This is a genomic window from Micromonospora sp. NBC_00860 (assembly GCF_045207375.1).
In the GTDB taxonomy this organism is placed as follows: Bacteria; Actinomycetota; Actinomycetes; order Mycobacteriales; family Micromonosporaceae; genus Micromonospora; species Micromonospora vinacea.
Genome location: NZ_CP108825.1, coordinates 5,662,505 through 5,688,772 on the forward strand (window position 1 = coordinate 5,662,505; position 26,268 = coordinate 5,688,772).

The following is a 26,268-nucleotide window of genomic DNA, read 5'->3' on the forward strand; positions in this document are numbered from 1 at the left end:
CCACGACCTGGAGTCGTCGTCCGCCGCCACCGTATCCGCTGGTCCCGGCCCCGGGCCAGCGCCGGCCGACCTGCTGCGCCGACTCCGCGCCCGGGGCGCCGCCGACCCGGTCACCCACGTCGAGCGGGTGCCGGCCCGCGCCGGGGTGCCCGCGCCCTGGCCGTCGTGGGCGCCGGCGGAGTTGCGCGCGGCGTTCACGCGGCGCGGCGTGGTCGCGCCGTGGCAGCACCAGGCCGAGGCGGCCAACCTGGCGTACGAGGGCCAGCACGTGGTCGTCGCCACCGGCACCGCGTCCGGCAAGTCACTGGCGTACCAGCTGCCGGCCCTGGCCACAGTGCTCGCCGACCCCCGGGCCACAGTGCTCTACCTGGCGCCGACCAAGGCGCTCGCAGCGGACCAGTTGCGCGCCGTCGCCGCGCTGGAGCTGGAGGGGGTACGCCCCGCCTGCTACGACGGGGACACTCCGCGCACCGAGCGGGAGTGGATCCGGCGGCACTCCCGGTTCGTGCTGACCAACCCGGACATGCTGCACCACGGCATCCTGCCCGGGCACGCCCAGTGGTCCGGCTTCCTGCGCCGACTCGCGTACGTGGTGATCGACGAGTGCCACACCTACCGTGGCGTGTTCGGCTCGCATGTCGCGCACGTGCTGCGTCGGCTGCGCCGGCAGTGCGCCCGGTTCGGGGCCACCCCGGTGTTCGTGCTCGCCTCGGCGACCTCCGGTGACCCGGCCACTGCGGCCGGGCGGCTGACCGGTCTGCCGGTGACGGCGGTCACCGAGGACGCCTCCCCTCGCGGCGGGGTGACCTTCGCGCTCTGGGAGCCGCCGCTGCTGCCACCCGGCTCGTCGGCCTCTTCGCCGGTGCCCCCGCAGGCGACGGGCGAGCACGACGAGCTTCACCAGGTCCGCCGGTCGGCGCTGCGCGAGACCGCGGACCTGCTCGCCGACACTGTCGCCGAGGGGGTACGCACCCTCGCGTTCGTCCGCTCCCGCAAGGGCGCCGAGGTGGTGGCCGCCAACGCGCGCCGAGCGCTGGACGACGCGGTACCGGGGCTCGGCGACCGGGTGGCCGCCTACCGGGGCGGCTACCTGCGGGAGGAGCGGCGCGAGCTGGAACGGGCCCTGCTGCACGGCGACCTGCTCGGCCTGGCCTCGACAAACGCACTGGAGCTGGGCGTGGACCTGATCGGGCTCGACGCGGTGCTGATCTGCGGCTACCCGGGCACCCGGGCGTCGCTGTGGCAGCAGGCGGGCCGCGCCGGGCGTTCCGGGCAGGAGGCCCTCGCTGTGCTGGTGGCCCGGGACGACCCGCTGGACACCTACCTGGTGCACCACCCGGAGGCGATCTTCGGTGCGCCGGTGGAGGCGACTGTCCTCGACCCGGCCAACCCGTACGTGCTGGCACCGCAGCTCGCCTGCGCCGCGGTGGAGGCACCGCTCACCCCGGCCGACCTGGTGCTCTTCGGCGAGGGGGCGAAGGAGGCGGTCGACGAGCTGGTCGCGGCGGGGGCGCTGCGGCAGCGGCCCACCGGTTGGTACTGGCGGCACCGGGAGCGACCCGAGGTGGACCTGCGTGGCGAGGGCGGCGCACCGGTCGCCGTGGTGGAGTCGTCGACCGGCCGGCTACTCGGCACTGTCGACGGCGGCTCGTCGCACTTCCTGCTGCACTCCGGCGCGGTCTACCTGCACCAGGGTGTCTCGTACGTGGTCGACCAGCTCGACCTGGCCGACGGGTGCGCGCTGGTACGCGCCGAGGAACCGGACTGGTCCACCCACGCCCGTGACGTCACCGACCTGTCAGTGGTGTCGGTCCGCTCCTACGTGGACGCCGGGCCGGTCGGCATGTTCCTCGGTGAGGTGGATGTGACCAGCCAGGTGGTGTCGTACCAGCGGCGGCGGATCGCCACCGGCGAGGTGATCGACACCCGGCCGCTCGACCTGCCCAGCCGGGAGCTGCGCACGGTGGCGGTCTGGTTCACCCTGTCACCGCAGTCGTTGGCCCTCGCCGGGGTCCAGCCAGCAGATGTGCCGGGTGCGCTGCACGCCGCCGAACACGCCGCGATCGGCCTGCTGCCGCTGATGGCGACCTGCGACCGGTGGGACATCGGCGGGCTCTCCACAGCGCTGCACCCGGACACCGAGGCGCCGACCGTCTTCGTCTACGACGGGCATCCGGGTGGCGCCGGGTTCGCCGAGCGGGCGTACGGGACGGCGGCGGCGTGGCTGCGGGCCACCCGGGACGCGATCGCGGAGTGCGGCTGCGAGACCGGCTGCCCGTCCTGCGTGCAGTCACCGAAATGCGGCAACGGCAACAACCCGCTCTCCAAGCCGGACGCGATCCGGGTGCTCGACGTGGTGCTGGCGAACCTGCCGGACTGAGCAGCTTGCATGAATCGGCATGGCACGGGGCACAATGGTGTGGGAGCGCTTCCATCGATGCCTATGTTGCTGATCGCCCCCCGTGCCCGAGGAGAAGCTGTGGCCGACACCATCGCCGAGACCGTCGACCTGCTCTACACCATCGACCAGGACAATCTCACCCTCGACCAGCAGATCGCGCTGGGGTCGGCACTGGCCGCCCTGGCCCAGGCGGAACGGCTGGAACAGATCAACGAGCGGCTGCGCGGCATCCACCAGGTGCTCAACACCTGGGCGCTGCGGGCCGCGACCTCCGTCGACAGTCGCTGAGGTCGCCCGGAGTGATCCTGCAAGGGCACCAGTGATCACTCCGCGCTGGGTAGTCGTCCGACGGCCTCGACGGCTACCCAGCAGCAACTGATCATGGGCGGCAGGGAGGGCGGTGCTTGTCGGGCTGTGCGAGACTCCGGCGCACCAACCCCCAGAGGAGTTCACATGCAGCTCGACAACTTGCAGGGTCAGCACCAGTTCCACATCCGCCAGCGCCTGCGCATGATGGTCAACCAGTACGAGGTCCGGGCGGTCTCCCCGGACGGCACCGAGGGTGAGCTGCTGGCGTTCGCGCAGCAGAAGCGGCTCGCCTTCAAGGAGCAGGTGACCATCTACACGGATGACTCCAAGCAGCAGCCGCTGCTCGGCTTCAAGGCCCGCCAGCGCATCGACCTCGGTGCCACGTACGACGTCACCGACGCGGCCGGCAACCCGATCGGCCTGTTCCGCAAGGACTTCGCCCAGTCGCTGCTGCGCTCCACCTGGCACGTCGAGCAGGCCGGCCTGCCGCAGGTGACGGGCCAGGAGCGGAGCATGCCGGTGGCACTGCTGCGTCGGTTCGTCGACTCGCTGTCCTGGCTGCCGTACCACTTCGACTTCACCGCGGGCGGCCAGCCGGTCTTCACCGTGGTCAAGAAGTGGGGCCTGCGCGACAAGTACGTCGTCGAGGTGCAGAACCCGCAGATCGACCGCCGCCTGGTCATCGCGATGGCCGTCGCCCTCGACGCGCTCCAGGCCCGCTGACACACCCGGCCCGGACCCGGGCGCTGCGGTGACCCTCGGCGGTCGCCGTCGCGGCCGACCCACTCCTCGGCTGCCGGCCGGGACCTGGACCTTGACCGGTCCCGGCCGGCAGGCCGTAGGCATCCCTCCCAGCACGCCGTCGTGGGTCAGCCCCGCACCGGGCCGGCACGGGCGCTCGCCGCGGCCACCCGGGTCAGGCCGGGTAGTGGCGTGAACGCCACCTCGACTGTCACCAGCACGTCCAACCCGTCGAGGTGACAGCCGACCAGCCGGCCATCGTTACGACCGGCGAGGTCGGACGCGGACGCGCAGGCCACAGCGTCGCCGTCGAGCGCCCGGGCCGCCCCGGCCAGCGCGCCGAGGTCGGCTGCTACGGCCGCCCGCTGGCGCGCCATGCCGGCGGCGACGATGGCGGCGCCGAAAGTCCCGAACACCACGAAGACGAGCCCCATCGCCAGCAGCAGAACCGTCGCGCCGCCTCGCTGCCGGTCCGGCCGGCCATCAACGAGCCCTCCGGCAGCCGGTGGGTGACCGGCGCGGTGTGACGGATCGTCAGTTTCTGGCACTACCAACTCCCCTCGTGAGCGCCCGGTTCGACGGCGGCGACGGCGGTGGCGACCACTGTGATCCGGGGTAGCCGGCCGCCCAACGTCCGCACGGGTGCCCGTACCGTCGCCTGCGCCCGGTCGCCGTCGACGGACACCGACACCGCCGCACCCGGCGGCGCCACCCGGCCACCCTCCGCGCTGCCGTCCGCGCCCCGGGCGGCGGCGAGCGCCGCCTCCCGGGCCGCGTGCAGGCAGCCCGCCTGTGCGCTGACGGCGTTGACAGCGGTCAGGCCGGCCAGCAGGAGCAGGAGCAGCGCCGGCAGGCCGGCCGCCAGTTCGGCGGTAAAGGAGCCCCGGTCCCCGCCCGCAGCCCGTACGAGGACGCGAAGTCTCCGCCCACCGCGTGCCGCCGGCCCGGGAACGCTCGACAGTGACTCGCGGCCAACCCGCCGGCGCTCGATCACTTCAGCGCCCGGTCGATGACGGCGGTCAGCGCCGACTGGACGTTGCCGGAGGTCAGCACCTTCAACAGGATCCCGGCGAAGGCGACCGCGGCGAGAGTGCCCACGGCGTACTCGGCCGTGTTCATCCCGGCATCGCCGCGCAGGCGACCGATGAGTTTGCGCATGACTTGTTTCCCTTCTCGATGGGTCAGAGCACGTCGCCGAGAACGGCGACGATCACCGGCACGAGTCCGGCGAGAATGAACGCCGGCAGGAAGCAGAGCCCCAGCGGCAGGACGATGAGCACACCCGCCCGGCGGGCCGATGCCTCCGCAGCGGTGGCCCGGTCGGCGCGCAGGTCGTCGGCGAGCCGGGTCAGTGCGCCGGCCAGGGCGGCGCCACTGTTGGCCGAACGCAACGCCGCCGCTGTCAGCCGCTCCGCGCCGGGCACCCCGTCCAGCGCGGACCATGCCTCCGCTGGGCCACCACCGAGCAGCAACGTGCGGCCAACCCGGGCCAACCGGCCGGCGAGCGGCCCGTCCAGCGCCTCGGCGACAGCCAGCACCGAGCGATCCACCGGCGCGCCCGCCCGCATCGCCGCGGCCAGGAGGTCGGCGGCGAGGGGCAGGTCGGCGGCCTCCTGCTGCCGCCGCTTGCGAACCGCGGGCGGTTCGATCCGCCGCAGCAGGACGTCGAGCAGGATCGCGGCCGGGAGAGCACCGAGCAGCCCGAGCCAGCCCTCGACGACGATGGCCACGGCAAGCCCACCCAGCACCGCCACGAGCCGGATCACGTCCGGTCGCCGCCGCCACCGGCTGGCTGAGCCGCGCTGGTTCGCCGGGCCGGGCTGGCTGGCTGAGCTGCGTCGGCTCCCCGAGCTGGGCTGGCTCGCCGAACTGGTCCGGGCGGCGTAGTTGGGCTGGCCGGCGGAGTTGGGCTGGCCGGCTCGGCTCCGGGGCGTCATCCGGCCCGTCCCGGTGTCGCGCCCAGCCGTTCCGCCCAGAGGAGGCCCACGACCTGCAGTGCGACCGCGACGACAGCGCAAGCCCCGCCGACCGTGCTGTGCAGGAGCACCGCCAAGGGGTCGACGCCGATGCCGTACCCGAGCCCGATCCCGCCGACCGGCAGCGCCGCCAGTAGCCAGGCGGTGGCCCGGGCACCGGCCGCCTGGGCCGCCGCTGCGGCCAGGCCCCGGTCGGTCGCCCGGGCGTCCGCCTCGATCCGCTCGACGAGCTCGGCCAGCGGCGCGCCGGTCCGGTCGGCCAACCGCACCGCCGCCGAGGTCAGCTGATGTAGGCGGCTCGCCCCGTCCCGCTCGACGGCCGCGACCTCGAACGCGCGTGGGACGGGCAGGCCGGCCCGTAGATCCGCCGCGAGGCCGCAGAGCTGGTCCAGCCCACGTCGCCGGTCCCGCTCGGCGCTCCGGTTCACTCGCCAGCGCAGCGCGGCGCGCACGGCCAGCGTGCCGTATCCGGCCATCGCGACCGCGGCCACCGGACCGCCGACCACGGCACCCACACCGCCGAGCAGGCCGACCACCGGCAGCACCCGGATCGTCGATCGCGAGGCGCGCACCGACGGCGTACCCGGCGTTCTGCCGGTCGGGTCGACGCGCCCGTGGTCGGGGCAGTCGGCGATCACGCACCCGTCGACCACTGTCACACCGGTCGTGTCGCTCCGACAGCCGAGGTCCAGGTCGCCGTGCCCAGCGGCGGTTGCCGGGCCGGAGAGGTTCCGCTGACCGTCCACACCGCTGACGCCCATCGTGCTCGTGGCCGCCGACGCGGCTGGCCGTTGTTCTGGACCGAGCACGGCGGTGGCCATCTCGGGCCAGTCGGTGCCGGTGGGGCGTCGGGGATCTCGACGGGTTGGCGGGCGCGTCGGGCCCTGCGGACGCATGAACCCGCCTGCCGTTCCCGGCCACCTCGGGCTGCGGACGACATCCTGGTCGGGCCAGCCGAGTGCCGTCCGCCTTCCGCCGGAGCCCGCGGTGCTACCTGGTTGGCCAGCGACACCGGCCGATTGACCCGAGGTCGGGGCAGCGCCGGTGCCGCCAATCGGCGCGTCCGCCGGGCGACCGAGTTCCCTGATCCACTGCACCAGGGCCTCATCGGGATCGACACCGCCGGCACTCCGTCCGGGCGTCAGCACACGACGTCGACGGGCCCGAACGCTCCGCACGGGCCAGGCCACCAGGGCGGCGGCGACCAGGAGCAGCGCCGCCACCAGCATCGTCTCGCCGGTCATGCCGGACCCGCCGATCCGGGCCAGGGCTCGCTGAGGATGGGTGGCACCGCCACCCCACGCTCCCGCAGCAGCGCCCCGAGGGCGCGAGCGGCGAGCCCGAGCCCACTGCCGCGCACCCAGGCGGGCACCACGGTCACCATTCGCTCGGGCCCTTCCGGCAGCAGCAGGCAGACCGACTCCAGGATGCGACCCTGATCGCCACGTCGTACCTGGAACAGCACCTGCAACGCGGCGGCGACCTGGGCGTGCAGCGCGGCGCGAGGCAGCCCTCCCAACATGCCGAGGGCCTCCAGCCGGGCCGGCACGTCCGACGGTGTGTTGGCGTGCAGCGTGCCGGCGCCCCCGTCGTGGCCGGTGTTGAACGCGGCCAGCAGATCGACCACCTCACCGCCCCGGCACTCCCCGACCACCAGCCGGTCCGGGCGCATTCGCAACGCCTGTCGGACCAGGTCTGCCAGGCTGACCACGCCCGTTCCTTCCACATTGGCGGTCCGCGCCTGGAGCCCCACCACGTGCGGATGCCCCGGGCGCAGCTCGGCGGCGTCCTCCACCAGCACGATCCGTTCGGTGGCCGGCACCATCCCCAGCAGGGTGTTGAGCAGGGTCGTCTTGCCCGACCCGGTGCCCCCGGTCACCAGGTACGCCAGGCGGGCCGCGACGACGGCGGCGAGCAGTGGTGCCAGCGGTCGCGGCACTGTCCCCTGGCGTACCAGCTCGTCGAGGGTGAACGGTCGATGTCGGAAGGTCCGCAGCGACAGATAGGGGCCTTCGGTCGCCACCGGCGGCAGCACGGCGTGCAGCCTGGTGCCATCGGGAAGCCGGGCGTCCGCGTACGGGGAGCCGTCGTCGAGCCGCCGCCCGGCACTGGCGATCAGTCGCTGCGCCAACCGGCGGACGTCCTCCACCGAGCCCACCGGCACGGCTACCTGGTGCAGCCCCGACCCGCGGTCGACCCAGACCCGGGCGCCGTTGACGAGGACGTCGGTGACCTCCGGGTCGGCGAGCAGCGACGCCAGCGGCCCGGCGCCGACGAGGTCGTCGCGCACCCGGTCGGCGATCCGCAGCATTGCCGTGTCACCGAGCACCGCGGCGGTGGGCTCGGCACGTACCGCGGAGACGATCGCCGCCGCGGTGACCGGGGTGGTGGCCGCCGCGATCCGCTGCCGTACCCGGGCGGCGAGCGTGCCGTCCTCTGGCCCGGCGCTCATGCCGCACCCGTAGCCGGCACGCCGGTGAGGTCGGTGATGATCCGCTGGCAGAGTGCGGCCAGTGGGCCCTTGCCACCAGCGGCGGGCGCCTCGCCCCGCTCCAGCCCACGGCAGAGCCCCGGCTCTGGGCGCAGCGTGCCGGCCAGGGGAAGGCCCAGCGCACGCGCCACCTCGGTGGCCCGCAACCGGCCCGGGGCAGGCCCACGCACCACCACCGAGAGCGCGGCGCAGTGCGGGGCAGCCGCGGCCACCACCCGAGTGGCCGCCGCGGTGGCGCGCAACTCGGCCGGCACGACGACGAACGCCTGGTCGGCGGCCTGCAACGCCACCACTGCCGCGTCATCCAACTGTCGGGGCAGGTCGATCACCACGAAGTCCCGCCCACGCCGCGCCGCGTCGACGGTCGCCGCCATCGCCGTCGCCGGCAACGCCAGCATCTCGCCGCGGTCCCAGGAGAGCACCACGAGGTCACCCCGGCTGGGCAGGGCCTGCACCAGCGCCGGGGCGTCCACCCGCCCGTCGGCGCTGGTGAGCGACGGCCAGCGCAGGCCTTCCAACTGCTCCCAGCCCAGCACGAGGTCGAGGCCACCACCGAGCGGGTCGGCGTCGACCAGGAGAGTGCGCAGCCGGGCCCGGGCGGCGGTCACCGCAAGACCACCGGCGAGCACACTCGCGCCCGCACCGCCCCGACCGCCGAGGACCGCGACCACCCGGGCGCCGACGCCGGTCGGACGGCCCGGGTCATGCTCGGCGAACCGATCCACCAACCACGGCTCCGCGGCCGGCAGCATGGCGACGTGCTCGGCCCCGATCAGCTCGGCGATCTGCCAGCCCGGGTCGAGCTGCCCGCCCCGGCCGACCAGCACCAGCCGGGGCCGCTGCGGCAACCGGGCGCGCAGACACGCCTGCGCCTGATCGGCGCCGAGCAGCACCAGGGGTGCGGGAAGCCAACGGGTACGGGCAGCCGCCGGGTCGCGGGCGAACTCCACCTCGGTGCCGCCGACGGCGGCGAGCCGGAGCACATCGTCGAGCAGATCGTCGTCGCCGGTGATGACCAGCGGAAGCCGGCGGATCGGCGGAACCGTGGTACGGGGTGGCATCGCGGCCTCCAGCGGTCGGGCTCTGGTATGCCGCCGACCCTGCTCGGAATCCGCCCCACGAGCCGACCCGATGTCGTCGCCTGTGGACAACCTGGTGGCCTGTGGAAAACCCCCGCCGAAACAGTTGATCTGTTAGGAGCGCGGGCATCGCCGCAGCTACTGCCACTGCGGGAAAACAGCGGGGCCGCTCCCGGAAGGAGCGGCCCCGCAAGTCGGCGGTCAGCCGGGCTGATTCGCCCAGGCGGTATCGAGGATCACCTTGTACGAGCTGATCCGCACGGGCGACAGCGTCAACAGCTCATCGGCGAGCAGTTCGCCCGTCCTCGGATCGAAGACCAGAAGAGATTGCTGGTCGTGTTCGCGGTCGTCGAAGGTGACGGCGACTCCATTGCGGCCGGCACGGTCCGTGACCTGCCCCCGCCAGCGGAAGCCGGGCACGTCGGCCAGGACCCGCAGGACCGCCGCTCGGGTCGCGCGCGGCACGACGTACTGCCCGTAGAGCGTGCTGACCCCCTTGCTCGCCGCCCCCGCGCCGTACTCGACCTTCAGCCGCTCCCGGAGCTCCGACGGGTCGGCCGACAGCGGCCTGAGTTCCTCGGGCGACAGCGGAATGACGTCCGGTGCGGGGGTGCCGGTGGCAGCTGGTCGCCCAATGCTCTCGCGCTGCCAGTAGTCCCGAGACTCCTGGTCGGGGTACTGCGGCTCCAGTTGGGTGCTGACCTGGTTGCCGGTCCCGTCGGCGGCCTGCCAGACCTTCGTCTCGCTGGCGAAGGCCACGTGGTGGCGGCCGTCGGCGGACGTCATCACCGGATCGCCCCACACCTTCGTGTGGTGATACATGTAGCGCCCGCTCTGGTGGTCGTACGCCACGTCTTTGATCTTGTCGGCCAGCATGCGCAGCTGCGGGCCGGCGGCCGGCGGATCCGCGTCGAACTGGTACGCGACCGGCATGAGCACCAATCCCGCTGCCGCAGGCGGCTCGCCCGGAGTGTCCGGTGCACCCTGGCCGAACGGCTGGAGCACCGCCACGGCACCGACCGCGACCGCCAGCGTCCCGGCCGCCAGGACCAGCCGGCGGGTCGGGTGTACGCGACGACGCCCGGCCACCGTCTCGATAGCGCTGGCGCGGTCGATCAGCTCGCGCGCCGAGACCAGCGGTGGCCCGACGGCGGCGTTCCGGGCCGGGTCAGCCGGGCCGAGAAGAGTACGGGTTCGCTCTGCTCCGAACATCACAGATCCTCTCGAATGGTCACCAGCACCGGTCGACGCCGGGTCTGCGCGGGCCGGCCCGACATCGCTTCGGCGAGACGACGGCGGGCGCGATGCAGGCGCACTGCGGCGGTCGCCCCGGTGCAGCCGAGAACCTTGGCCGCCTCGGACACCGTCAGCTCCTCCCAGCCGACCAGCCGGAGGATTTCCTGGTCGAGGTCGTTGAGGTTGGCCAGAGCGGCCCAGATGTCGGCGACCCCGACGCTCGTGTCGGCACCCGACGATCCGGCCAGTCGCTCGAGGTCGACGTCGGTGATCGGGAGGAGGTCCGGTGCGCTGCGTCGAGACCGCCACTGGTTTGCCAGTAGGCGCCGGGCCACCCCGTACAGCCAGGGCAGGCTGCGCTCCGGCACCTCGGCTCGGCGACGCCAGGCGACGACGAAGACCTCCTGGGCAAGCTCCGCCGAGGCATCCCGGTCAGCGAGCCGGCGCAGGCCGTACCGGAATATGTGCTCGTAGTCGGCGGCGTAGAGACTGGTGAACCAGCCCTCGTCCCGCTTCTTCGGTGGACCCACCCGAACCCCCATTGCCTCGGCGACTCTCACAGTGGCTTGTGTCGCTGAGAGGGCTGGCATTACCGCGCGGCCCAGGGTGGGTGCCGCCCACCGGGAAACGAACGCTGCGGTCAGTCGTCGATCGCCTGGTAGACAGTGGTCCAGAAGTCGTGCCACATCGGCAACCGCTGGTCACCCGCGTGCGCCCGCTGCATGAAGACAATCGTCGTCAGGTCCTCGGCGGGGTCGTTGTACCAGGCGGTGCCGTAGAAGCCGGGCCAGCCGTAGCTGCCGACCGAGGGCCCGAGGTGCGTACGGCGGGTCCGGACCGACATTCCGAAACCCCAGCCGATGGCGTCGAAGTAACCGGGCCAGAACCCGGAGATGGCCTTCTGCGTAGAGGTCAGGTGGTCGCTCGTCATCAGCGTCACCGCCGGCCGCGACAGCACCCGCTCGCCGCCGTGGGCACCGCCGGCGAGCAGCGCCGAGGCGAAGGCCAGGTAGTCCTGGGCGGTCGACACGAGACCGCCGCCGCCGGACTCGAACATCCGCTGTCGACTGAACCGCCCGTCGGGAGCGTCCTCGACAACCGCTTCGCCGGTGGCGGCGTTGTCCTGCTCGTACGCCGTCGCGAACCGGCCGATGCTCTCGCTACCCACGCTGAAGCCGGTGTCGGCCATCCCCAGTGGCTTGCAGACCCGCTCACGCACGGCATCCCCGAAGGACATACCGGTGGCCCGGGCGATGAGCACACCGGTCACGTTGGCGGCGGTGTCGTACATCCAGCGCTCACCCGGCTGGTGGACGAGCGGAAGGTCACCGAGCTGGCGGATCCACTCGTCCGGCGACTGATATTCGAGTGCGTCCAGCGCGTCGGCGATCGGCACCGTTCCCGGCTCGGCGGGGACCATGCCGGTGCCAAGGGTGCCGTCCAGGACGTCCCGCACCGTTATCGGGCGTTCCGCCGGGACGATGTCGTCCAGTGGCCCGTGGGGATTGGCGAGCACTGTCATGTCGGCCAACTCCGGAAGGAGATCGTCGACCGGGTCGTCGAGGCGGAGGGTGCAGTCCTCGACGAGGGTCATCGCACACGCGGCGACGATCGGCTTCGACATCGAGCCCAGGCGACAGATCGTGTCGACCGCCATCGGCGTCTGCGACCCTGCGCCCTCGAACGCGAGGTGACCCGTCGCCTCGATGTGCACCTCGCCGTGCCGGGCGAGGACGACCACCATGCCCGGAACGAAGCCGGACTCGACGCGGCGCTCGATCAGCCCCTGCAGCCGAGCCAGCCGTTTCGACGAGAAGCCGCCAGCAGCCACGTGTTTCCTCCTCAGCTCGTCCCGTTTGGCAAATTACACGGCAGGCGGCGGTCGCATGGTCCGCGACGAGGTTGGGTGGCAGACGGTCCCACTCCTGCAAGCTACGGTCGTCGGCGCAGCGTTGCCTGGTGCCGGGGAGGCGAGGGGTGACAGAGTTTGAGGACACCTACCGCGGACTTCTCCTTGTTGATCCGTCGCTACGCCGGCAATGGCTACTCGACCGCAAGCCTGCCTCGGTCAGTCACGCGCATTGGTGGATCGCACTCATCGACGCGGCGACCTTGGACGTGCACCGCCAGCACCGCGGATGGCCCAGCCATCGACCCTGCGCCGACATGCCACTGGCGGTCTTCCTGATCGACCTCGCATCAGAACACGGTTTCCCAACGGAGGTGGCGGTCGCGCAACTCGCCTCGCTCATCACGATCGCCCTTGATGCAGGTCAGCGAGTCCAGGACCTACCTGCCAGCGCTCGTCCGGACGCTGTCGCCCGGCGGGCTGTAGACAGCTTCGGCATGACTCGGGAACAAGCCGCTGCCCGGGCAGCGAGCCTTCGCGCAACTCCGCTCACCGAGGAGGATTTCGTCCAGCCAGGTGAAGACTGGCAGGCGAGATGGGAAGCACTCGCAGTGACCGACGACTACCAGGACTACCACCGGCTTCTCAACATCAACCGAGTCTTGACCGACCTCGTGCCCCTCGTCGACCAGATGACCGACGCCCACCTCGTCACTGACGTCCAGGCATGGCTTCAGGTGCTGACCGAACTAGACCCCGTCCCGGAGGTGATCACACCATCCGACCGAACGCCGGAGGAACCGCTCGACCGAGGATGAGCTGCCATGAACGATGACGAAGGGCTGGACCTCGCCGAAGAACTGGTCCTCTGTCACCTGGAAGATTCACCGCTACCCCTGTGGGAACTCGGCTGGGCTGAGGCGCCGTCACGGCAGCGGGTGACTGCGGTCCTCGGGCCGGGCCTGATCTCGTTGGTAGCCCGCGGCCTCATCAAGGTGCGCCGCTTCGACTGCTGGCCAGCGCAGTGGGATCGGGGCGTCCCGCTGGCAGGCGACGATCTTCTGCGTGAGAGCGGTACACCCACACCCGAGCGACTACGCCGTCGCCCCGGAGGTATTCGGCCGCTCTGCTGCCTCTGGCTGCGGAAAAGCCTTCCCTGGACGGTCTGAACAGCCAGGAGACACGCCTTCACCTGGTCGGAAACGCTCCCGGGGAAAGGGACGACCCCCGTCGGGGGGATGCGGTCCCGCGCTGTCGACCGCTGCCAACTGGTGGTGGCACGCGTCAACGAGCAGGTGCTGGCCCTCGTCGCTTGCCATTCAAGGCCGACCAGCACCGGCGCTCGCGCTGCCTCTTTGCTGCCTCGCTGCCTGAGCTGCCTCGCTGCCTGACGCTCGCTTACAGGTCCTGTGCAAATCGTCCGGTTGCCCACGCGCGTTAATGTGCCCCGTGATCGTATGGCTCAACGGCACCCACGGCGCGGGCAAGACGACGACCAGCGCACTCGTGCAACAACTGATCCCGGATTCACGGGTGTTCGACGCCGAGAAGGTCGGCGAGACACTCATGGACATCACGCCGGGGCTGCCCGAGACGGACAACTTCCAGCACTGGCCGCCGTGGCGACAGCTCGTCGTCGAGACCGCCCGCCGCGTGCTCGACTACACCGGCGGCACTCTGGTGATGCCTATGACCGTCCTGGTGGAGCAGTACTGGCGCGAAATCAGCGGGGGCCTCGCCCAGCACGCCATACCGGTAAGGCACTTCGTCCTCCACGCTGACCAAGACACCCTCCGCAGGCGTATCGAGGGGGAACACCCCGTCCCCTCCCCGTTCCGCCTCAAATACCTTGAGCCCTATGCCGAGGCGGCCCGCACGTGGCTGCATGCCGAGGCCGAAGTCGTTGACACCACGCACCTCACGCCCGCCCAAGCAGCCCAGCAGATCGTCCTCCGAGCTACCGGGGGAAGCCCAGGGGCCTAACCTCAACTGACGCGGCCGGCGTGAGTGAGTGGCACTTTCGTACTGACGGGCGCCGCAGATCTGGGCGATACTTCTTCACTGGCTGATCAGGCGGGGATAGGAGCAGCGGCTTGGAACCGCAGTCCGGAGACGGCGTTGATGCGGTCGAACGTGCGCGCGAACTGGTTCGGGCCGAGCAGTTCGGGCCCGCCATCGAACTGCTGCGCGAGCACCTGAACGCGCACCCGGATGACGGCATCGCCTGGCACCGACTCGCCGGCGCCTTGATTGGTCTCGACGACCATGCCGCTGCGGTCGATGCGGCTGGTCGAGCAATCGAAATCGACCCCGAGGACGTGGCTGCCTACCGCTACCGGGCGCTCGCTCTTCTCATGCTCAACCGGGACGGGGATTCGTATGCCGACGCGAAGCGCGCGGTGGAGCTTGCGCCCGATGACCACGAGGCGCTGAGCCTGCTCGCCCGGAACGTCGTCGAGGTCGATCGCGACGTAGCGCGGTTCAAGGAGCTCATCCAGCGGGCGCTCACCGTGAATCCGGACAGTGCCCCTGCACGGCACCTGGCCAGGCAGTATCGGAGGCGCCATCGCCGGACCCTAACCGTCGCGATACACCTTGTGACCCTCCCGGCCGCGATCGTGTTGCTGCTTGGTTGGTTCGCGGTAGACACCGGCAGGTCGATGGACGCTCGTTGGATGGTGTGGCCCTGCCTTGTCGCGCTGGCCGTCATCCTTGTCAGAGGCATGTTCACTTGGTCGGCACGCGGCGTGCTCCCGATGCTCACACTGCCCCAGGTGTCGGCAGCGGCGGGCGCCGCCGGAGTTGTCGTGGCAGGCGCGGGTTACGGCGCTACACGAGAAGTCCCAGCCGCAGCCCTCCTTGGCCTGACCGCCCTCGCGATATCGAGCGTCTTCGGGCTTCTTCTCCTGCTCCGTCACGACGCACGGCACAACCGCCGATCAGAAGAATCTACGACTGGCCGTAGATCGTCTAGCCGGACAAGTCACGCAGGTCCTGAGACCGGTCTGTCACGCAGGTCCTGAGACCCGACTTCGCCGGCACGCTCTTTCAGGCAGACAACAGCGACCCGTCCACCTGTCGTCGGACCAGCGCCATCGTCAATGATCCCGCGAGGAGAAACAGCACGCCGAGAAGAATCCAACCGGGCCAACCGTGCTCAAGCGCGGTCGCCGTCACGACCAGCGGCGCGAGCATCGAGCCCAGTGCCGCTCCGGTCTGGCTGACACCCTGGTACGCGCCGACGTTGGCAGGGTCGGCAAGCTCGAAGGCGAGCGTCCAACTGCCTGCCTCGGACAGGATCTCGGCGAGGCTGTGTGCCACGGTCGCGAGCGTCAGCATCACCACGACGACAGTGATCGCGCCGTGGGCGGACAGGGCGTACAGGCCACAGGCCAGCGCGAGCAATGTACCGGCCCCGGCGACCGCGCGGCCGGCCGAGCGGATGGTTTTCGCTCCGCGTGCCGCCCAGATCTGAAGCAGGGACACGATGACGGTGTTCAATGCCAGCAGCGCCGCGATGGTCGCCGGGGGTGCCTTCGTCGAGCCGGCGACCCAGAGTGGTACCCCCACCGTGAGCATGCCAACTTGCATGCTCATGACGGCGTAGAGGCCGGTGATGGCCAGATAGGTCCGGTCGCGCAGTGGTGATTGGCGTACGCCGGCCGTCCGAGACCCGTCGGTCGCGGTGAGCTCGGCGCCGCGGTCCATCCGGCGCAGCAAGAATGCGGAGACGAACAGCAGTGCTCCGGTGGTGAGCATCGCCAGCAGATATGCCAGTTTCGTGTCGAGCACGAGGGCGACGGCTGCCAGCGCGGTTCCCACGCCGATGAAGGCGTTGGTGACCACCCGCAGGCGGGCGCGCATCTCCACGCGGTCCGGACCGGTGAACGACTCGGCGATCATCGTCGTCAGGGCGGTGCGCTGCATGGCCTGTTGTCCGACGGCGGCACAGGCGACGACAACGAACGCGGCCGGGGTGTGGACCAGGAGGTAGGCCACCAGCGCCAGGCCCTGGCCGGCGGTTGTGGCGATCAGCACCCGGCGCGCGCCGACGACACGGGCCAGGTAGCCCGCAGCCAACGAAGCGGCGACGGCGACCGCCCCGGCGATCGTCAACCCGAGCCCGACCGTGGTCGCGGCGAAGCCGGCGACGTGTGTGAAGAACAGCACGCTGACGCTGAAAAAGACTCCCTTGGAAAGCGAGCTGGTCATGGTGGCCCAGGTCAGCGCGCGGGCGACGGGATCGTCCGGACGCAGGTACCGCCGAACCCAGCCGTCCGCCGCTGACCGGTGGCGGTCTGTCACAAGATGCATGCCGTCAGTTGTCGCAGCGTACCGGCCGACCACGCCAACGATGTAGCCTTTTGCTTCATGGTCCGGTACGAGCTGCTCGGCATGGATGTGGCCGATCTCCGGTTCGCGGTGTCCCCGCTCAACGAGGCGGTGCTGTCCCTGCGGGCTTGGCGCGATCCAGGACGATTTCCGCTTCAGTTGCGCTGGCTACACGCGCTCGAAGCCGTGCGCGGCAGCCTTGACGAGGCCATGCTGCTCGCATTGACGGACGTCCGGCTGTGGACACCCGATTTTCTCAACCCGCGCCCGCACTCACCGCTGACCCGCTTCGACGACGAACTCGCGAAACTGGCCAGTACCGACCCGACGGTCATCGAACGAGACCTGCGAGCGGTGCACGGCGCGACGCCACTTCCCGAACCACTACAGGGTTCCGCCGCAGAGGTGCTCAATCGGATCATCGATGGGCTCGCCACGTACTGGCGGTTCTGCTTCGAGCCGCACTGGCCACGGATGCGGGCGATCCTCGAAGGCGACGTCACGTTCCGAGGACGACAAATCGCCCAGCGGGGTCTCGCCACGATGCTCAGCGGATTGTCGGACACGGTGCGGCTCGTCGGAAACGTGGTCGAGGTACGGCTGCGCTCGAAGCTCGACTACGCGCGACCGGCCAATGGCGGGCTGACCCTGGTGCCGAGCCTGTGGACCACCAACGCCTCGACACCCATCTCGGCCGACGAGCCACCGATGATCCTCTATTCCGCGCGTGGCGCGGCGACCCTGTGGGAGCCGCAGGTCCTGCCCGCACCAGACGGTCTCGCGGGACTTTTGGGCACCACTCGGGCCGGTCTGCTCAGCCATCTCGACACGCCCGCCTCCTCCACCGAGTTGGCTGCCCGCCTCGGCGTCACCCCGACAGCGGTCAATCAGCACCTTCGAGCATTGCGCGCGGGCGGACTGCTGGTCGGCACCCGACACGGCCGATCGGTGCTCTACCGCCGCTCCGACCTCGGCGACATGTTGGTCACCTCGGCCGCTCCGCATTCGTGAGGCCCGCACAGGCCGAATGGCGGAGAACTACTGCCGAGCCGCGAGAGGAGCCCAGCCCGCGAGCGACCTTCATGCCGCAGAAAAGGCGCGCCGTCAGCTCAGCCAGGTGATCAGCAGCCCATCGGCGCAGCCGTCCACCAACATCGGCGGACCGTCAGACACCGCCCCGGCGCGCCACCTTCGGCACCGCTCACACCAGCAGTACCCAACCTGGTCGCTCGCGTCCTGGAGGCGTTCGACGGCTCTGCCGCCTCCTCTGCTGCCTCCGGCCCTGGAAACGCCGTCCCTGGACGGTCTGGACGGGTCGGAGGACGACTTGTGAGCTGTGGTGGAGCGCTTCCAGCAGAAAGGGACGACCCCCGTCGGGGGGAGACGGGGGTCGTCGGAGGTTCGGCTCCGGGGGGGTCGAGCCGAACCACTCAGCGGTCACGGGGGGTGCAACCGCTGAGGGTCTGCCTGTTTCGAGGATGTGAAAGCTCGTCGTACGGACAAGTCTGCCTGAGCGGGCCCGTCACGTCGAGTGGTGCTGCCTCCACTCACTGCGAAAATCTCCTCGCAGAGTGTGAGCGTGATCACGTAGAGCGGAGAGCCCGCAGGTCTGAGGGGTGGCATGACCCCGGGCACCCGCCGACGATAGACCATCCGGCTAGACTTTCGCGCCGTGGGCCGAAGTGCCGCTTTCTTCGATCTGGACAAGACCGTCATCGCCAAGTCGAGCGCCCTGGCGTTCGGTCGGCCGTTCTACCGGGATGGGCTGATCACCCGGCGTGACGTGGTCAAGTCGGCGTACGCGCAGCTGATGTTCCGGCTGGGCGGCACCGACGAGCAGACCATGGCCCGAACACGGGACTACCTGGCTGCGCTCTGCAAGGGCTGGCAGGTGGAGCAGGTCCGCCAGATCGTCGCAGAGACACTGCACGAGCTGATCAACCCCTACGTGTACGCCGAAGCCGCCGCCCTGATCGAGGAGCACCAGGCGGCCGGGCGGGACGTGGTGCTGGTGTCGGCGTCCGGTGAGGAGATGGTCCGGCCGATCGGCGAGCTGCTCGGGGTGACCGACGTGATCGCCACTCGGATGACGGTGGCGGACGGCCGGTACAGCGGCGAGGTCGAGTTCTACGCGGCCGGCCCGAGCAAGGTGGAGGCGGTCAGCGAGTTGGCCGCCGCCCGGGACTACGACCTGGCTGATTCGTACGCCTACTCCGACTCGTACAGCGATCGCCCGTTGCTGGAGTGCGTCGGCCACCCGAGCGTGGTCAACCCGGACCGGCAGCTGCGCAAGCTGGCCTCGGAGAACGCGTGGCCGGTGCTGGAGTTCCGGCACCCGATCCCGCTGGGCCGGCGGCTGCGGGAACGGCCCGCAGTCCCGGTGGCCGCGGCGGCCCTGGGGGTCGGGGTGGGTGTGGCCATCGGCATCGCCTGGTACGGCCGACACCGCCGCACCCGAGCCGCCACCACCGCCTGACCCCACCCAACCGCTCAGGCGGCGGCGAGGATCTCGTCGCCGATGATGGTGAGTTGATCGGCGCCGACCTCGACGGCGGCCATGTAGTGGCGTAGCCAGGAGCGCAGCCCGTCGGGGGTGCCGGTGGCGAAGGCACCGGCCGCGCCAACGTACTCGGGCTCCCGCTCGCGGTGCCCGACGTCGACGGCGAGCAGGCCGCGCGGGTCGAGGCCGCTGGCGAGCAGCACCAGCCGGGCGGCCCCGCGGGCCACCACGCCGGACGGCCCGGCGAACGGGCGCAGGTTCAGCAACTCCCCGTGTACGACAGCGGCGAGCACCAGCGGGGAGACCTTCGTGCCGCCGGCGACGAGGCCGGCCAGCCCGTCCAGTCGGGTGGCGACCACCGGGTCGGCGACCGGGCGGCCCAGTTCGGCCTCCGACACCAGGTCCCGGGCGGCGAGCACGTGCAGCTTCGCGAGCGCCTGGCGGGGCGCCTTCGGCCACAGCTCACTCAGGCCCGGCAGCGCTCCGGCGACCCGCAGCGCACCCTGGAGCACCGGGTCGGTGACGGTGCCCGCCCGGACCGCCTCACGCTCGTGCCCGGCCCCCTCAAGGGCTGCGCTGGCCACCGCGGAGCGCAGGCTGACCTCGGCGGCGACCTGGCCACCGTGTCGGCGCAGCGCCCGGTGCCCGAGCGCCTGGTCGAACCGCGCGCGGGCCTGCTCGACGGCGGCGGTGATGTCGGCGAGCGCGAGCAGGGGCGCGAGCGGGTCGGTGGTCACCCCGCCACGCTAACGACCCGTCCCGGCGCGGCGGGCCGCACCCGCCCGCAACGCGACCCGGACCACCCGCCTGACCCGGCGGGCCGTACCCGCCCGGGCCACCCGACCCGGCACGGGCATGGTCAACACGGGTTCATTGAAATCGGGGTGTCCGCCTGGCTTGGGCTCAAGTGGTTGTTGCAACGGGGTGGATTCTCGTCAGGATGAGGGGTCATGCCGGGGCAGAGGTTGTCGTCCGCGGAGCGGGCGCAGATTGAGGTGTTGTTCGGTCAGGGGTTGACGTTCCCGCAGATCGCGCAGGTGATCGGGCGGCATCGCTCGACGGTGTGGCGGGAGTTGTCGCGTAATCACTGCGGCACGGGGGGTCGGGTGCCGGTGGGTCAGCGGCATCCGCATGGTGCGGATCCTGGTTATGTGGCTGGGGTGGGCTATCCGAAGGGGTGGGGTGGGGCGTATCGGTGGAAGTACTCTCACCGCAATGCTCAGGGCAAGGCGGACGCGCGGGCGCGGCGTCCTCGTGAGGGCAAGTTGCGTCCGGGTCGGGGGCGGGCGTGGCCGCCGTTGTGGCAGACGGTCAAGGATCGTCTGGCGCAGCGGCACTCGCCGTGGCAGATCGCCCGGTCGCTGCGGCGGGAGTTTCCTGAGCGACCGGAGATGTGGGTGTCACACGAGACGATCTATCAGGCGGTCTACTTCCAGGCCCGAGGTGGGATGCGCCAGGAGTTAGCCCGGCAGGTCGCGTTGCGCTCTGGGCGGGCGTTACGGCGGCCTCAGTCGCGTCAGGCCAGCGCGGGGCGGGGAAGCCGCCCGTGGGTGCGTGACTTTCACATCTCGACTCGCCCGGCAGAGGTCGAAGACCGGGCCGTGCCCGGGCACTGGGAAGGCGACCTGGTCATCGGCGCCCGAGGCTCCAGCGCGATCATCACCCTGGTCGAACGCGCCACCCGATACGTGATGCTCGGCGCGCTGCCCGAATCGCGGGTCAGTGAACAGGTCATCGACACCCTGACCGGCCTCATGCGCCGCCTGCCGGCCGAGCTGCGCAAGACACTGACCTGGGACCAGGGCATCGAAATGATCCAGCACCCCGTCTTCACCCTGGCCACCGACTGCAAGGTCTACTTCTGCGACCCCCACAGCCCTTGGCAACGCGGCAGCAACGAGAACACCAACGGCCTCCTGCGCCAGTACTTCCCCCGCTCCAGCACCGACTTCCGCACCTGGACCCAGGACGACCTCGACGCCGTCGCCCGCGAACTCAACGGACGACCACGCCAAACCCTCGACTGGCAGAATCCAGCCGAGGTACTCCACAAACACCTGGTCGCAACAGCCGCTTGAAACCGCCTGGCCTGGACACCGCGACTTCAATGAACCCGTGTCGATCAAGCCGCCCGCGCGGCGACCCCGGCGGGGACGGGGCCGGGACGGGGCGGGGACGGGCCGCCGGGCGCGCGGCGGGGGCCACTCGGCGCGACGCAGTGGGCAGCCGTGGCCGGTCGCGGGCCCCGCGACTACCCTCGTGCCATCGAGACCCAGGTCACCCCGAGGATGAGGAGCCACGGCATGAGCGAGGCATTGGCCAATCTGCTGAACGAGACGCGCCAGTTCCCCCCGCCGGCCGAACTCGCCGCGCACGCCAACGTCACCGTCGACGCGTACGCCGAGGCGGAGGCCGACCGGCTCGCCTTCTGGGCGAAGCAGGCCGATCGGCTGGCCTGGTCGAAGAAGTGGGATGAGGTGCTCGACTGGTCGAACCCGCCGTTCGCGAAGTGGTTCGTGGGCGGGCAGCTCAACGTCGCGTACAACTGCCTGGACCGGCACGTCGAGGCGGGCCGGGGCGACAAGGTGGCGATCCACTGGGAGGGCGAGCCGGGCGACACCCGCACCATCACGTACGCGGACCTGCACGAGCTGACCTGCCGGGCGGCGAACGCGCTCACCGACCTGGGGGTGACCGCCGGCGACCGGGTGGCGATCTACCTGCCGATGATCCCGGAGGCGGCGGTGGCGATGTTGGCCTGCGCCCGGATCGGCGCCGCGCACAGTGTGGTCTTCGGTGGCTTCTCCGCGGACTCGTTGAGCAACCGGATCCAGGACGCCAGCGCCAAGGTGGTGATCACCGCGGATGGTGGTTACCGGCGGGGCAAGCCGTCGGCGTTGAAGCCCACTGTGGACGAGGCGGTGGCGAACTCCCCGTCGGTGGAGCACGTGCTCGTGGTCCGCCGTACCGGTGAGGACGTGGCGTGGTCGGAGAAGGACCACTGGTGGCACGAGACGGTGGAGACCGCGTCGGCCGAGCACACCGCGCAGCCGTTCGACGCCGAGCACCCGCTGTTCATCCTCTACACCAGCGGCACCACGGCCCGCCCGAAGGGCATCCTGCACACCACCGGCGGCTATCTCACCCAGGCGTCGTACACGACGCACGCGGTGTTCGACCTGAAGCCGGAGACGGACGTCTACTGGTGCACTGCCGACATCGGCTGGGTCACCGGCCACTCGTACATCGTGTACGGCCCGCTCTCCAACGGCGCCACCCAGGTGATGTACGAGGGCACCCCGGACACGCCGCACAAGGGCCGGTTCTGGGAGATCATCGACAAGTACGGGGTGAGCATCCTCTACACCGCTCCCACCCTGATCCGGACGATGATGAAGTGGGGCGACGACATCCCGGCCGGCTTCGACCTGTCGTCGCTGCGCCTGTTGGGCAGCGTCGGCGAGCCGATCAACCCGGAGGCGTGGATGTGGTACCGGGAGCACATCGGCCGGGGCGAGCTGCCGGTGGTGGACACCTGGTGGCAGACCGAGACGGGCGCCATCATGATCTCGCCGTTGCCCGGGGTGACTGCGGCCAAGCCGGGTTCGGCGATGACGCCGCTGCCGGGCATCGTGGCCGACGTGGTGGACGACCAGGGCCAGTCGGTGCCGAACGGTGGGGGCGGCTACCTGGTGCTGCGCGAGCCGTGGCCGTCGATGCTGCGCACCATCTGGGGTGACGACGACCGGTTCATCGACACGTACTGGTCGCGTTTCCAGGGCATGTACTTCGCGGGCGACGGTGCGAAGAAGGACGACGACGGGCACATCTGGCTGCTCGGCCGGGTGGACGACGTGATGTTGGTGTCCGGGCACAACATCTCGACGACCGAGGTGGAGTCGGCGTTGGTGTCGCACCCGTCGGTGGCCGAGGCGGCGGTCGTCGGTGCGACCGACCCGACCACCGGTCAGGCGATCGTCGCGTTCGCCATTCCGCGGGGCAGCACGGACATCGCCGGTGACGCGGGTGAGCAGCTCATCGCCGACCTGCGCAACCACGTGTCGAAGACGCTCGGCCCGATCGCCAAGCCGCGACAGATCATGCTGGTGCCGGAGCTGCCGAAGACCCGCTCCGGCAAGATCATGCGCCGGCTGCTGCGGGACGTGGCGGAGAACCGGTCGCTGGGCGACGTGACCACGTTGCAGGACTCCTCGGTGATGGACCTGATCTCCTCGGGCATGAGCGGAACGAAGTCCGACGAGGACTGACGGTAGGCGTACTCATTGGAGGGTGGCGGTCCGTGCGGACCGCCACCCTCCGTCATGTCTTACGGGTACGGTCCGCGCCGCCTCACCACTGTCACATCGGTCGGTCGGGGGAGTCGGGAGAAGCTGAACGGGCACAGGCGTAGATCACCTCTGTCCTTTCGGCCGGTTGTGCTTTAGGTTCACGCAGGTTGGAAGAGTTCGACATACATCGCTTCGATGGTCGGCCAGGCCAACGTCCTCCTCCCCATGCCCGAGAAACGGAGCGGCATGAACCACAAACCGCAGTCCAGGGCGCGGCGACGACTACTCGTCGCCCTGCCCGTCATCGCCCTCGCGGCCACCTCACTGACCGTGAGTGGCAGTGCGGCAGCCCAGCCGGCGTCCGGCACCCCCCTGGCGGTGATCGGCGCCGACGAGCACTACATCAACTACGCCGAGCCCGAGGTGCAGCCGGACACCACCGGCCGTGAGGTGAAGGGCAAGGGTGGCATCTACACCCCTGCCGCGGAGTCCGCGCGTGCGTTCGACCAGAAGCACGCCCGGGGCAACCCGGTGACCGCGCGCCAGCTGGCCAAGGACGAGGCCAAGTCGCTGCGGACGGGCCAGAACCCCCGCAAGTTCAAGAAGGCGCCGACCACCCAGACCGCGAAGCTGCTGACGTTGCTTGTCGAGTTCAACGACAAGGCCAACGACGACTTCACCGGCGTGATGGTCCCCAAGACGGTGTTCGAGGACCGCACCTGCGTCCCCGGCACGGTCCAGAACGGCCCGAAGCACAACAAGATCCCGGACCCGGCGCGCCTGCCCCACGAGGACAACAACTCGATGTGGGTGCCGGACTTCTCGCCGCAGCACTACAACAAGATGCTCTACAGCAAGAAGGGCATCACCGAGCGGGTCCGCACGGACCTGAAGGGCCCGGACGGCAAGAAGGGCGTCGACCTGTCCGGTCGCACCATGCACAACATGTACCTGGAGATGTCCAAGAACGCGTACACGGTGGACGGGCAGGCCAGCCCGTGGATCACCGTGCCGCACTCGGAGGGCTGGTACGCGGCCAACCGCTGCTTCCAGGACGAGACCGGCGCGTGGGTTCCCGGCCGTGAGCAGTCGATGAACGGCCACCCGGACAACCCGGCCGGCGCGGGCCGCCTGGCGACCGACGCGATCGACGCGCTCGTCGCGAAGGACCCGAACTTCCCGTGGGCCGACTACGACATCGAGGACCAGGCCGACCGCGACGGTGACGGCAACGTCTTCGAGCCGGACGGCGTGATCGACCACCTCGTGCTGGTGCACGCCGGCCAGGGCAAGTCCCGTGGTGGCGGCGCCGAGGGTGTGTACGCCGTGTGGGCGCACTCCTCCACGGTCGCCGGTGGTTACACCATCCCGGGCACCAACCTGAAGGCGTCGAACTACATCGTGCAGCCGGAGGACGCCGGCGTCGGTGTCTTCGCCCACGAGTTCGGCCACGACCTGGGCCTGCCGGACCTGTACGACACGTCCGGCAACGCCGACTCCGACGTGGACTTCTGGGACCTGATGGCCTCGGGTTCACACTCGGGTGAGATCTTCCAGGCGCTGCCGACGCACATGGGCATCTGGGACAAGTGGGTGCTCGGTTGGGCCGACCCGCTGACCATCCGCCCCGGGTCGAACCCGCGCGAGGTGAAGCTCGGCCAGACGTCGCGCACCCCGATCGACTCCGAGGACGGCATCAAGGTCGACCTGCCGGACAAGGTGACGACGCTGGCGACCCCGCACAGCGGCACCAAGATGTGGCACAGCAACAACGACCAGGAGTGGGCCGACGTCAAGTTGAGCCGCTCGGTCGACGTGCCGGCCGCCGCCGACTCGAAGTTCTGGATGTGGAACAACTACATCATCGAGGAGGACTGGGACTACGGCTTCGTCGAGCTCTCCACCGACGGCGGTACGACCTGGACCGAGCAGAAGGTGTACGACGAGGGTGGCACTGTCGTCACCACGCCGGACGGTTACCCGGACCCGAACGGCCGGATGAACGACTTCGGCGGCAAGAAGTACGGCCTGACCGGCAGCACCGACGGCTGGCGGCACGACTACGTCGACCTGTCGGCGTACGCCGGCACGACGGTCCAGGTGCGGCTGCGCCTGGCCACCGACGAGGCGTTCGAGGAGCGCAACTGGTTCGTCGACGACTTCTCGGTCACCGGCGGCGGCGCCACCACCTGGAGTGACGACGTCGAGGGCGGCGCCAACGGCTGGACGGCCACCGGCGGCACCTTCGTCGACACCACCGGCGGCGGCTGGAAGGTCTCCAGCGGCACCGAGGTGCACGCCCAGTACTACCTGGCGGAGTGGCGCAACTTCGACGGCTTCGACAAGGGCCTGAAGTACGCCTACGACACCATCTACTCGCACGAGGCGTGGAAGGTCGACCGGATCTCCTACAACGCTCCGGGCATGCTGGTCTGGTACCGGGACACCGCGCTCGGCGACGTCAACCACGTCACCGGGCAGATGACCGCGCTGCCCAGCTACGGCGCCAAGGGCGGCCTGCTCATCGTCGACTCGCACTTCGACCCGTTGCGGCGCACCGGTGAGGCGGCCGTGAAGGACCCGTCGGTGACGGACAACCTGCCGAGCCGCCCGCAGTCGTCGAACGCGGCCTTCACGCTTCAGCGGACGTACCCGTTCACCGAGTGCCTGGAGGCGGCGGACGAGCCGTACAGCGCGTACTGCACGAAGTTCAAGGGGCTGGCGCCGGTGAAGGCGTTCACCGACGCCAAGGGCTGGTACCCGGGCATCGAGATGCGCGATGGTGCTGCCTACGCCCGGGACAACGACGCGTCGGTGGTCCTGCCGTCGCGTGACAACGCGCCGTACACCACCCGGGTCACCAACCCGGACGGCAGCCCCGCGCCGGAGTTCTACGGCGTGACCCTGGGCGGCGGCGCGATCGTGCTGGGCACCGGTAACCCCGGCGACCAGGGCGTGAACTACGGCGTCTCGCTGACGATCAAGAAGGCTGCCGGGGACAACTCGTCGGCCATGATCTACGTGACCCCGGCAAAGAAGTAACGGTTTCACAGATCGACAACTGA

The 26,268-nt window shown here is 70.6% G+C and carries 24 protein-coding genes; 11 read left to right on the forward strand and 13 right to left on the reverse strand.

Annotation, left to right across the window (positions count from 1 at the left end; translation table 11 throughout):
• Nucleotides 1–7 precede the first annotated feature (7 nt).
• The 3 genes from OH804_RS26045 to OH804_RS26055 all read left to right on the forward strand — a co-directional run bounded on the left by OH804_RS26045 (nucleotide 8) and on the right by OH804_RS26055 (nucleotide 3,433).
• The gene (locus OH804_RS26045) at nucleotides 8–2,380 is read left to right on the forward strand and encodes a DEAD/DEAH box helicase (protein WP_406066673.1); all 2,373 of its coding nucleotides are present in this window, start codon (nucleotides 8–10) and stop codon (nucleotides 2,378–2,380) included.
• A gap of 99 nt (nucleotides 2,381–2,479) precedes the next feature.
• Complete coding sequence (locus tag OH804_RS26050) at nucleotides 2,480–2,689, forward strand: hypothetical protein (protein WP_030334221.1); 210 nt, start codon at nucleotides 2,480–2,482, stop codon at nucleotides 2,687–2,689.
• 165 nt (nucleotides 2,690–2,854) lie between these two features.
• Nucleotides 2,855–3,433: a hypothetical protein gene (locus tag OH804_RS26055; RefSeq protein ID WP_366341509.1), complete on the forward strand. Its 579-nt coding sequence runs from the start codon at nucleotides 2,855–2,857 to the stop codon at nucleotides 3,431–3,433.
• A 146-nt stretch (nucleotides 3,434–3,579) separates the two neighbouring features.
• Here the strand turns inward: OH804_RS26055 and OH804_RS26060 are convergent, their stop codons facing one another.
• From OH804_RS26060 to OH804_RS26105, 10 genes are all read right to left on the reverse strand, one after another.
• The gene (locus OH804_RS26060) at nucleotides 3,580–3,999 is read right to left on the reverse strand and encodes an Rv3654c family TadE-like protein (RefSeq protein WP_307788568.1); all 420 of its coding nucleotides are present in this window, start codon (nucleotides 3,997–3,999) and stop codon (nucleotides 3,580–3,582) included.
• Nucleotides 3,999–4,412: a TadE family type IV pilus minor pilin gene (locus OH804_RS26065; RefSeq protein WP_196924743.1), complete on the reverse strand. Its 414-nt coding sequence runs from the start codon at nucleotides 4,410–4,412 to the stop codon at nucleotides 3,999–4,001. Before OH804_RS26065 ends, OH804_RS26060 begins: the two co-directional genes overlap by 1 nt.
• A 29-nt stretch (nucleotides 4,413–4,441) precedes the next feature.
• Nucleotides 4,442–4,609 (reverse strand): DUF4244 domain-containing protein, encoded by a 168-nt coding sequence (locus OH804_RS26070; protein ID WP_151492073.1) that lies wholly within the window; start codon nucleotides 4,607–4,609, stop codon nucleotides 4,442–4,444.
• A 23-nt stretch (nucleotides 4,610–4,632) separates the two neighbouring features.
• Nucleotides 4,633–5,388, reverse strand: coding sequence for a type II secretion system F family protein (locus OH804_RS26075; RefSeq protein WP_406060119.1), 756 nt, complete (start codon nucleotides 5,386–5,388; stop codon nucleotides 4,633–4,635).
• On the reverse strand, nucleotides 5,385–6,323 hold the full coding sequence (locus OH804_RS26080) for a hypothetical protein (RefSeq protein WP_406060121.1): 939 nt from the start codon (nucleotides 6,321–6,323) through the stop codon (nucleotides 5,385–5,387). Before OH804_RS26080 ends, OH804_RS26075 begins: the two co-directional genes overlap by 4 nt.
• A 344-nt stretch (nucleotides 6,324–6,667) precedes the next feature.
• Nucleotides 6,668–7,879: a TadA family conjugal transfer-associated ATPase gene (locus OH804_RS26085; protein WP_406060122.1), complete on the reverse strand. Its 1,212-nt coding sequence runs from the start codon at nucleotides 7,877–7,879 to the stop codon at nucleotides 6,668–6,670.
• The gene (gene ssd, locus OH804_RS26090) at nucleotides 7,876–8,979 is read right to left on the reverse strand and encodes a septum site-determining protein Ssd (protein ID WP_406060124.1); all 1,104 of its coding nucleotides are present in this window, start codon (nucleotides 8,977–8,979) and stop codon (nucleotides 7,876–7,878) included. Before ssd ends, OH804_RS26085 begins: the two co-directional genes overlap by 4 nt.
• Nucleotides 8,980–9,198: 219 nt before the next feature.
• The gene (locus OH804_RS26095) at nucleotides 9,199–10,209 is read right to left on the reverse strand and encodes a CU044_5270 family protein (protein WP_406060126.1); all 1,011 of its coding nucleotides are present in this window, start codon (nucleotides 10,207–10,209) and stop codon (nucleotides 9,199–9,201) included.
• Nucleotides 10,209–10,763 (reverse strand): sigma-70 family RNA polymerase sigma factor, encoded by a 555-nt coding sequence (locus OH804_RS26100; protein WP_307788567.1) that lies wholly within the window; start codon nucleotides 10,761–10,763, stop codon nucleotides 10,209–10,211. The genes OH804_RS26095 and OH804_RS26100 overlap by 1 nt, the downstream gene beginning before the upstream one ends.
• 110 nt (nucleotides 10,764–10,873) lie before the next feature.
• Nucleotides 10,874–12,064: a serine hydrolase domain-containing protein gene (locus OH804_RS26105; RefSeq protein WP_406060128.1), complete on the reverse strand. Its 1,191-nt coding sequence runs from the start codon at nucleotides 12,062–12,064 to the stop codon at nucleotides 10,874–10,876.
• Nucleotides 12,065–12,210: 146 nt separating this feature from the next.
• Between OH804_RS26105 and OH804_RS26110 the strand changes: the two genes are divergently transcribed.
• From OH804_RS26110 to OH804_RS26120, 3 genes are all read left to right on the forward strand, one after another.
• Nucleotides 12,211–12,900: a hypothetical protein gene (locus OH804_RS26110; protein ID WP_406060129.1), complete on the forward strand. Its 690-nt coding sequence runs from the start codon at nucleotides 12,211–12,213 to the stop codon at nucleotides 12,898–12,900.
• Between the two features lie 6 nt (nucleotides 12,901–12,906).
• Nucleotides 12,907–13,251, forward strand: coding sequence for a hypothetical protein (locus OH804_RS26115; protein ID WP_406060131.1), 345 nt, complete (start codon nucleotides 12,907–12,909; stop codon nucleotides 13,249–13,251).
• A 280-nt stretch (nucleotides 13,252–13,531) separates the two neighbouring features.
• Nucleotides 13,532–14,065 carry an AAA family ATPase gene (locus OH804_RS26120; protein ID WP_196920684.1) on the forward strand — a complete coding sequence of 178 codons (534 nt, stop codon included), beginning with the start codon at nucleotides 13,532–13,534 and terminating at the stop codon, nucleotides 14,063–14,065.
• A gap of 86 nt (nucleotides 14,066–14,151) precedes the next feature.
• On the opposite strand, the gene OH804_RS26125 is transcribed toward OH804_RS26120, so the two are convergent.
• Together OH804_RS26125 and OH804_RS26130 are read right to left on the reverse strand one after the other, a co-directional pair.
• The gene (locus OH804_RS26125) at nucleotides 14,152–14,649 is read right to left on the reverse strand and encodes a hypothetical protein (protein ID WP_196920683.1); all 498 of its coding nucleotides are present in this window, start codon (nucleotides 14,647–14,649) and stop codon (nucleotides 14,152–14,154) included.
• Between the two features lie 481 nt (nucleotides 14,650–15,130).
• Entirely contained in the window at nucleotides 15,131–16,429 is a 1,299-nt protein-coding gene (locus OH804_RS26130) for an MFS transporter (RefSeq protein ID WP_406060133.1), read from the reverse strand.
• Nucleotides 16,430–16,453: 24 nt separating this feature from the next.
• On the opposite strand from OH804_RS26130, the gene OH804_RS26135 reads away from it, so the two are divergent.
• Complete coding sequence (locus OH804_RS26135) at nucleotides 16,454–17,425, forward strand: ArsR/SmtB family transcription factor (protein WP_406060135.1); 972 nt, start codon at nucleotides 16,454–16,456, stop codon at nucleotides 17,423–17,425.
• A 661-nt stretch (nucleotides 17,426–18,086) separates the two neighbouring features.
• Nucleotides 18,087–18,890 carry an HAD family phosphatase gene (locus OH804_RS26140; protein ID WP_196920682.1) on the forward strand — a complete coding sequence of 268 codons (804 nt, stop codon included), beginning with the start codon at nucleotides 18,087–18,089 and terminating at the stop codon, nucleotides 18,888–18,890.
• 14 nt (nucleotides 18,891–18,904) lie between these two features.
• Here the strand turns inward: OH804_RS26140 and OH804_RS26145 are convergent, their stop codons facing one another.
• Nucleotides 18,905–19,651 carry an oxidoreductase gene (locus OH804_RS26145; protein WP_406060137.1) on the reverse strand — a complete coding sequence of 249 codons (747 nt, stop codon included), beginning with the start codon at nucleotides 19,649–19,651 and terminating at the stop codon, nucleotides 18,905–18,907.
• Nucleotides 19,652–19,864: 213 nt separating this feature from the next.
• Between OH804_RS26145 and OH804_RS26150 the strand changes: the two genes are divergently transcribed.
• From OH804_RS26150 to OH804_RS26160, 3 genes are all read left to right on the forward strand, one after another.
• Nucleotides 19,865–20,992 carry an IS30 family transposase gene (locus OH804_RS26150; protein ID WP_406060139.1) on the forward strand — a complete coding sequence of 376 codons (1,128 nt, stop codon included), beginning with the start codon at nucleotides 19,865–19,867 and terminating at the stop codon, nucleotides 20,990–20,992.
• Between the two features lie 225 nt (nucleotides 20,993–21,217).
• Nucleotides 21,218–23,182, forward strand: coding sequence for an acetate--CoA ligase (acs, locus tag OH804_RS26155; RefSeq protein WP_196920680.1), 1,965 nt, complete (start codon nucleotides 21,218–21,220; stop codon nucleotides 23,180–23,182).
• 267 nt (nucleotides 23,183–23,449) lie between these two features.
• Nucleotides 23,450–26,245, forward strand: coding sequence for an immune inhibitor A domain-containing protein (locus OH804_RS26160; RefSeq protein ID WP_231392485.1), 2,796 nt, complete (start codon nucleotides 23,450–23,452; stop codon nucleotides 26,243–26,245).
• The last annotated feature ends 23 nt before the right edge of the window (nucleotides 26,246–26,268 follow it).

Coding starts and splice junctions, on each gene's coding strand:
- OH804_RS26125 (WP_196920683.1), bottom strand. CDS start 14,649: ATGGCGCCTCCGATACTGCCTGGCCAGGTGCCGTGCAGGGGCACTGTC.
- OH804_RS26115 (WP_406060131.1), top strand. CDS start 12,907: ATGAACGATGACGAAGGGCTGGACCTCGCCGAAGAACTGGTCCTCTGT.
- OH804_RS26085 (WP_406060122.1), bottom strand. CDS start 7,879: ATGAGCGCCGGGCCAGAGGACGGCACGCTCGCCGCCCGGGTACGGCAG.
- OH804_RS26095 (WP_406060126.1), bottom strand. CDS start 10,209: ATGTTCGGAGCAGAGCGAACCCGTACTCTTCTCGGCCCGGCTGACCCG.
- ssd (WP_406060124.1), bottom strand. CDS start 8,979: ATGCCACCCCGTACCACGGTTCCGCCGATCCGCCGGCTTCCGCTGGTC.
- OH804_RS26070 (WP_151492073.1), bottom strand. CDS start 4,609: ATGCGCAAACTCATCGGTCGCCTGCGCGGCGATGCCGGGATGAACACG.
- OH804_RS26150 (WP_406060139.1), top strand. CDS start 19,865: ATGCCGGGGCAGAGGTTGTCGTCCGCGGAGCGGGCGCAGATTGAGGTG.
- OH804_RS26055 (WP_366341509.1), top strand. CDS start 2,855: ATGCAGCTCGACAACTTGCAGGGTCAGCACCAGTTCCACATCCGCCAG.
- acs (WP_196920680.1), top strand. CDS start 21,218: ATGAGCGAGGCATTGGCCAATCTGCTGAACGAGACGCGCCAGTTCCCC.
- OH804_RS26160 (WP_231392485.1), top strand. CDS start 23,450: ATGAACCACAAACCGCAGTCCAGGGCGCGGCGACGACTACTCGTCGCC.
- OH804_RS26075 (WP_406060119.1), bottom strand. CDS start 5,388: ATGACGCCCCGGAGCCGAGCCGGCCAGCCCAACTCCGCCGGCCAGCCC.
- OH804_RS26135 (WP_406060135.1), top strand. CDS start 16,454: ATGGTCCGGTACGAGCTGCTCGGCATGGATGTGGCCGATCTCCGGTTC.
- OH804_RS26080 (WP_406060121.1), bottom strand. CDS start 6,323: ATGCGTCCGCAGGGCCCGACGCGCCCGCCAACCCGTCGAGATCCCCGA.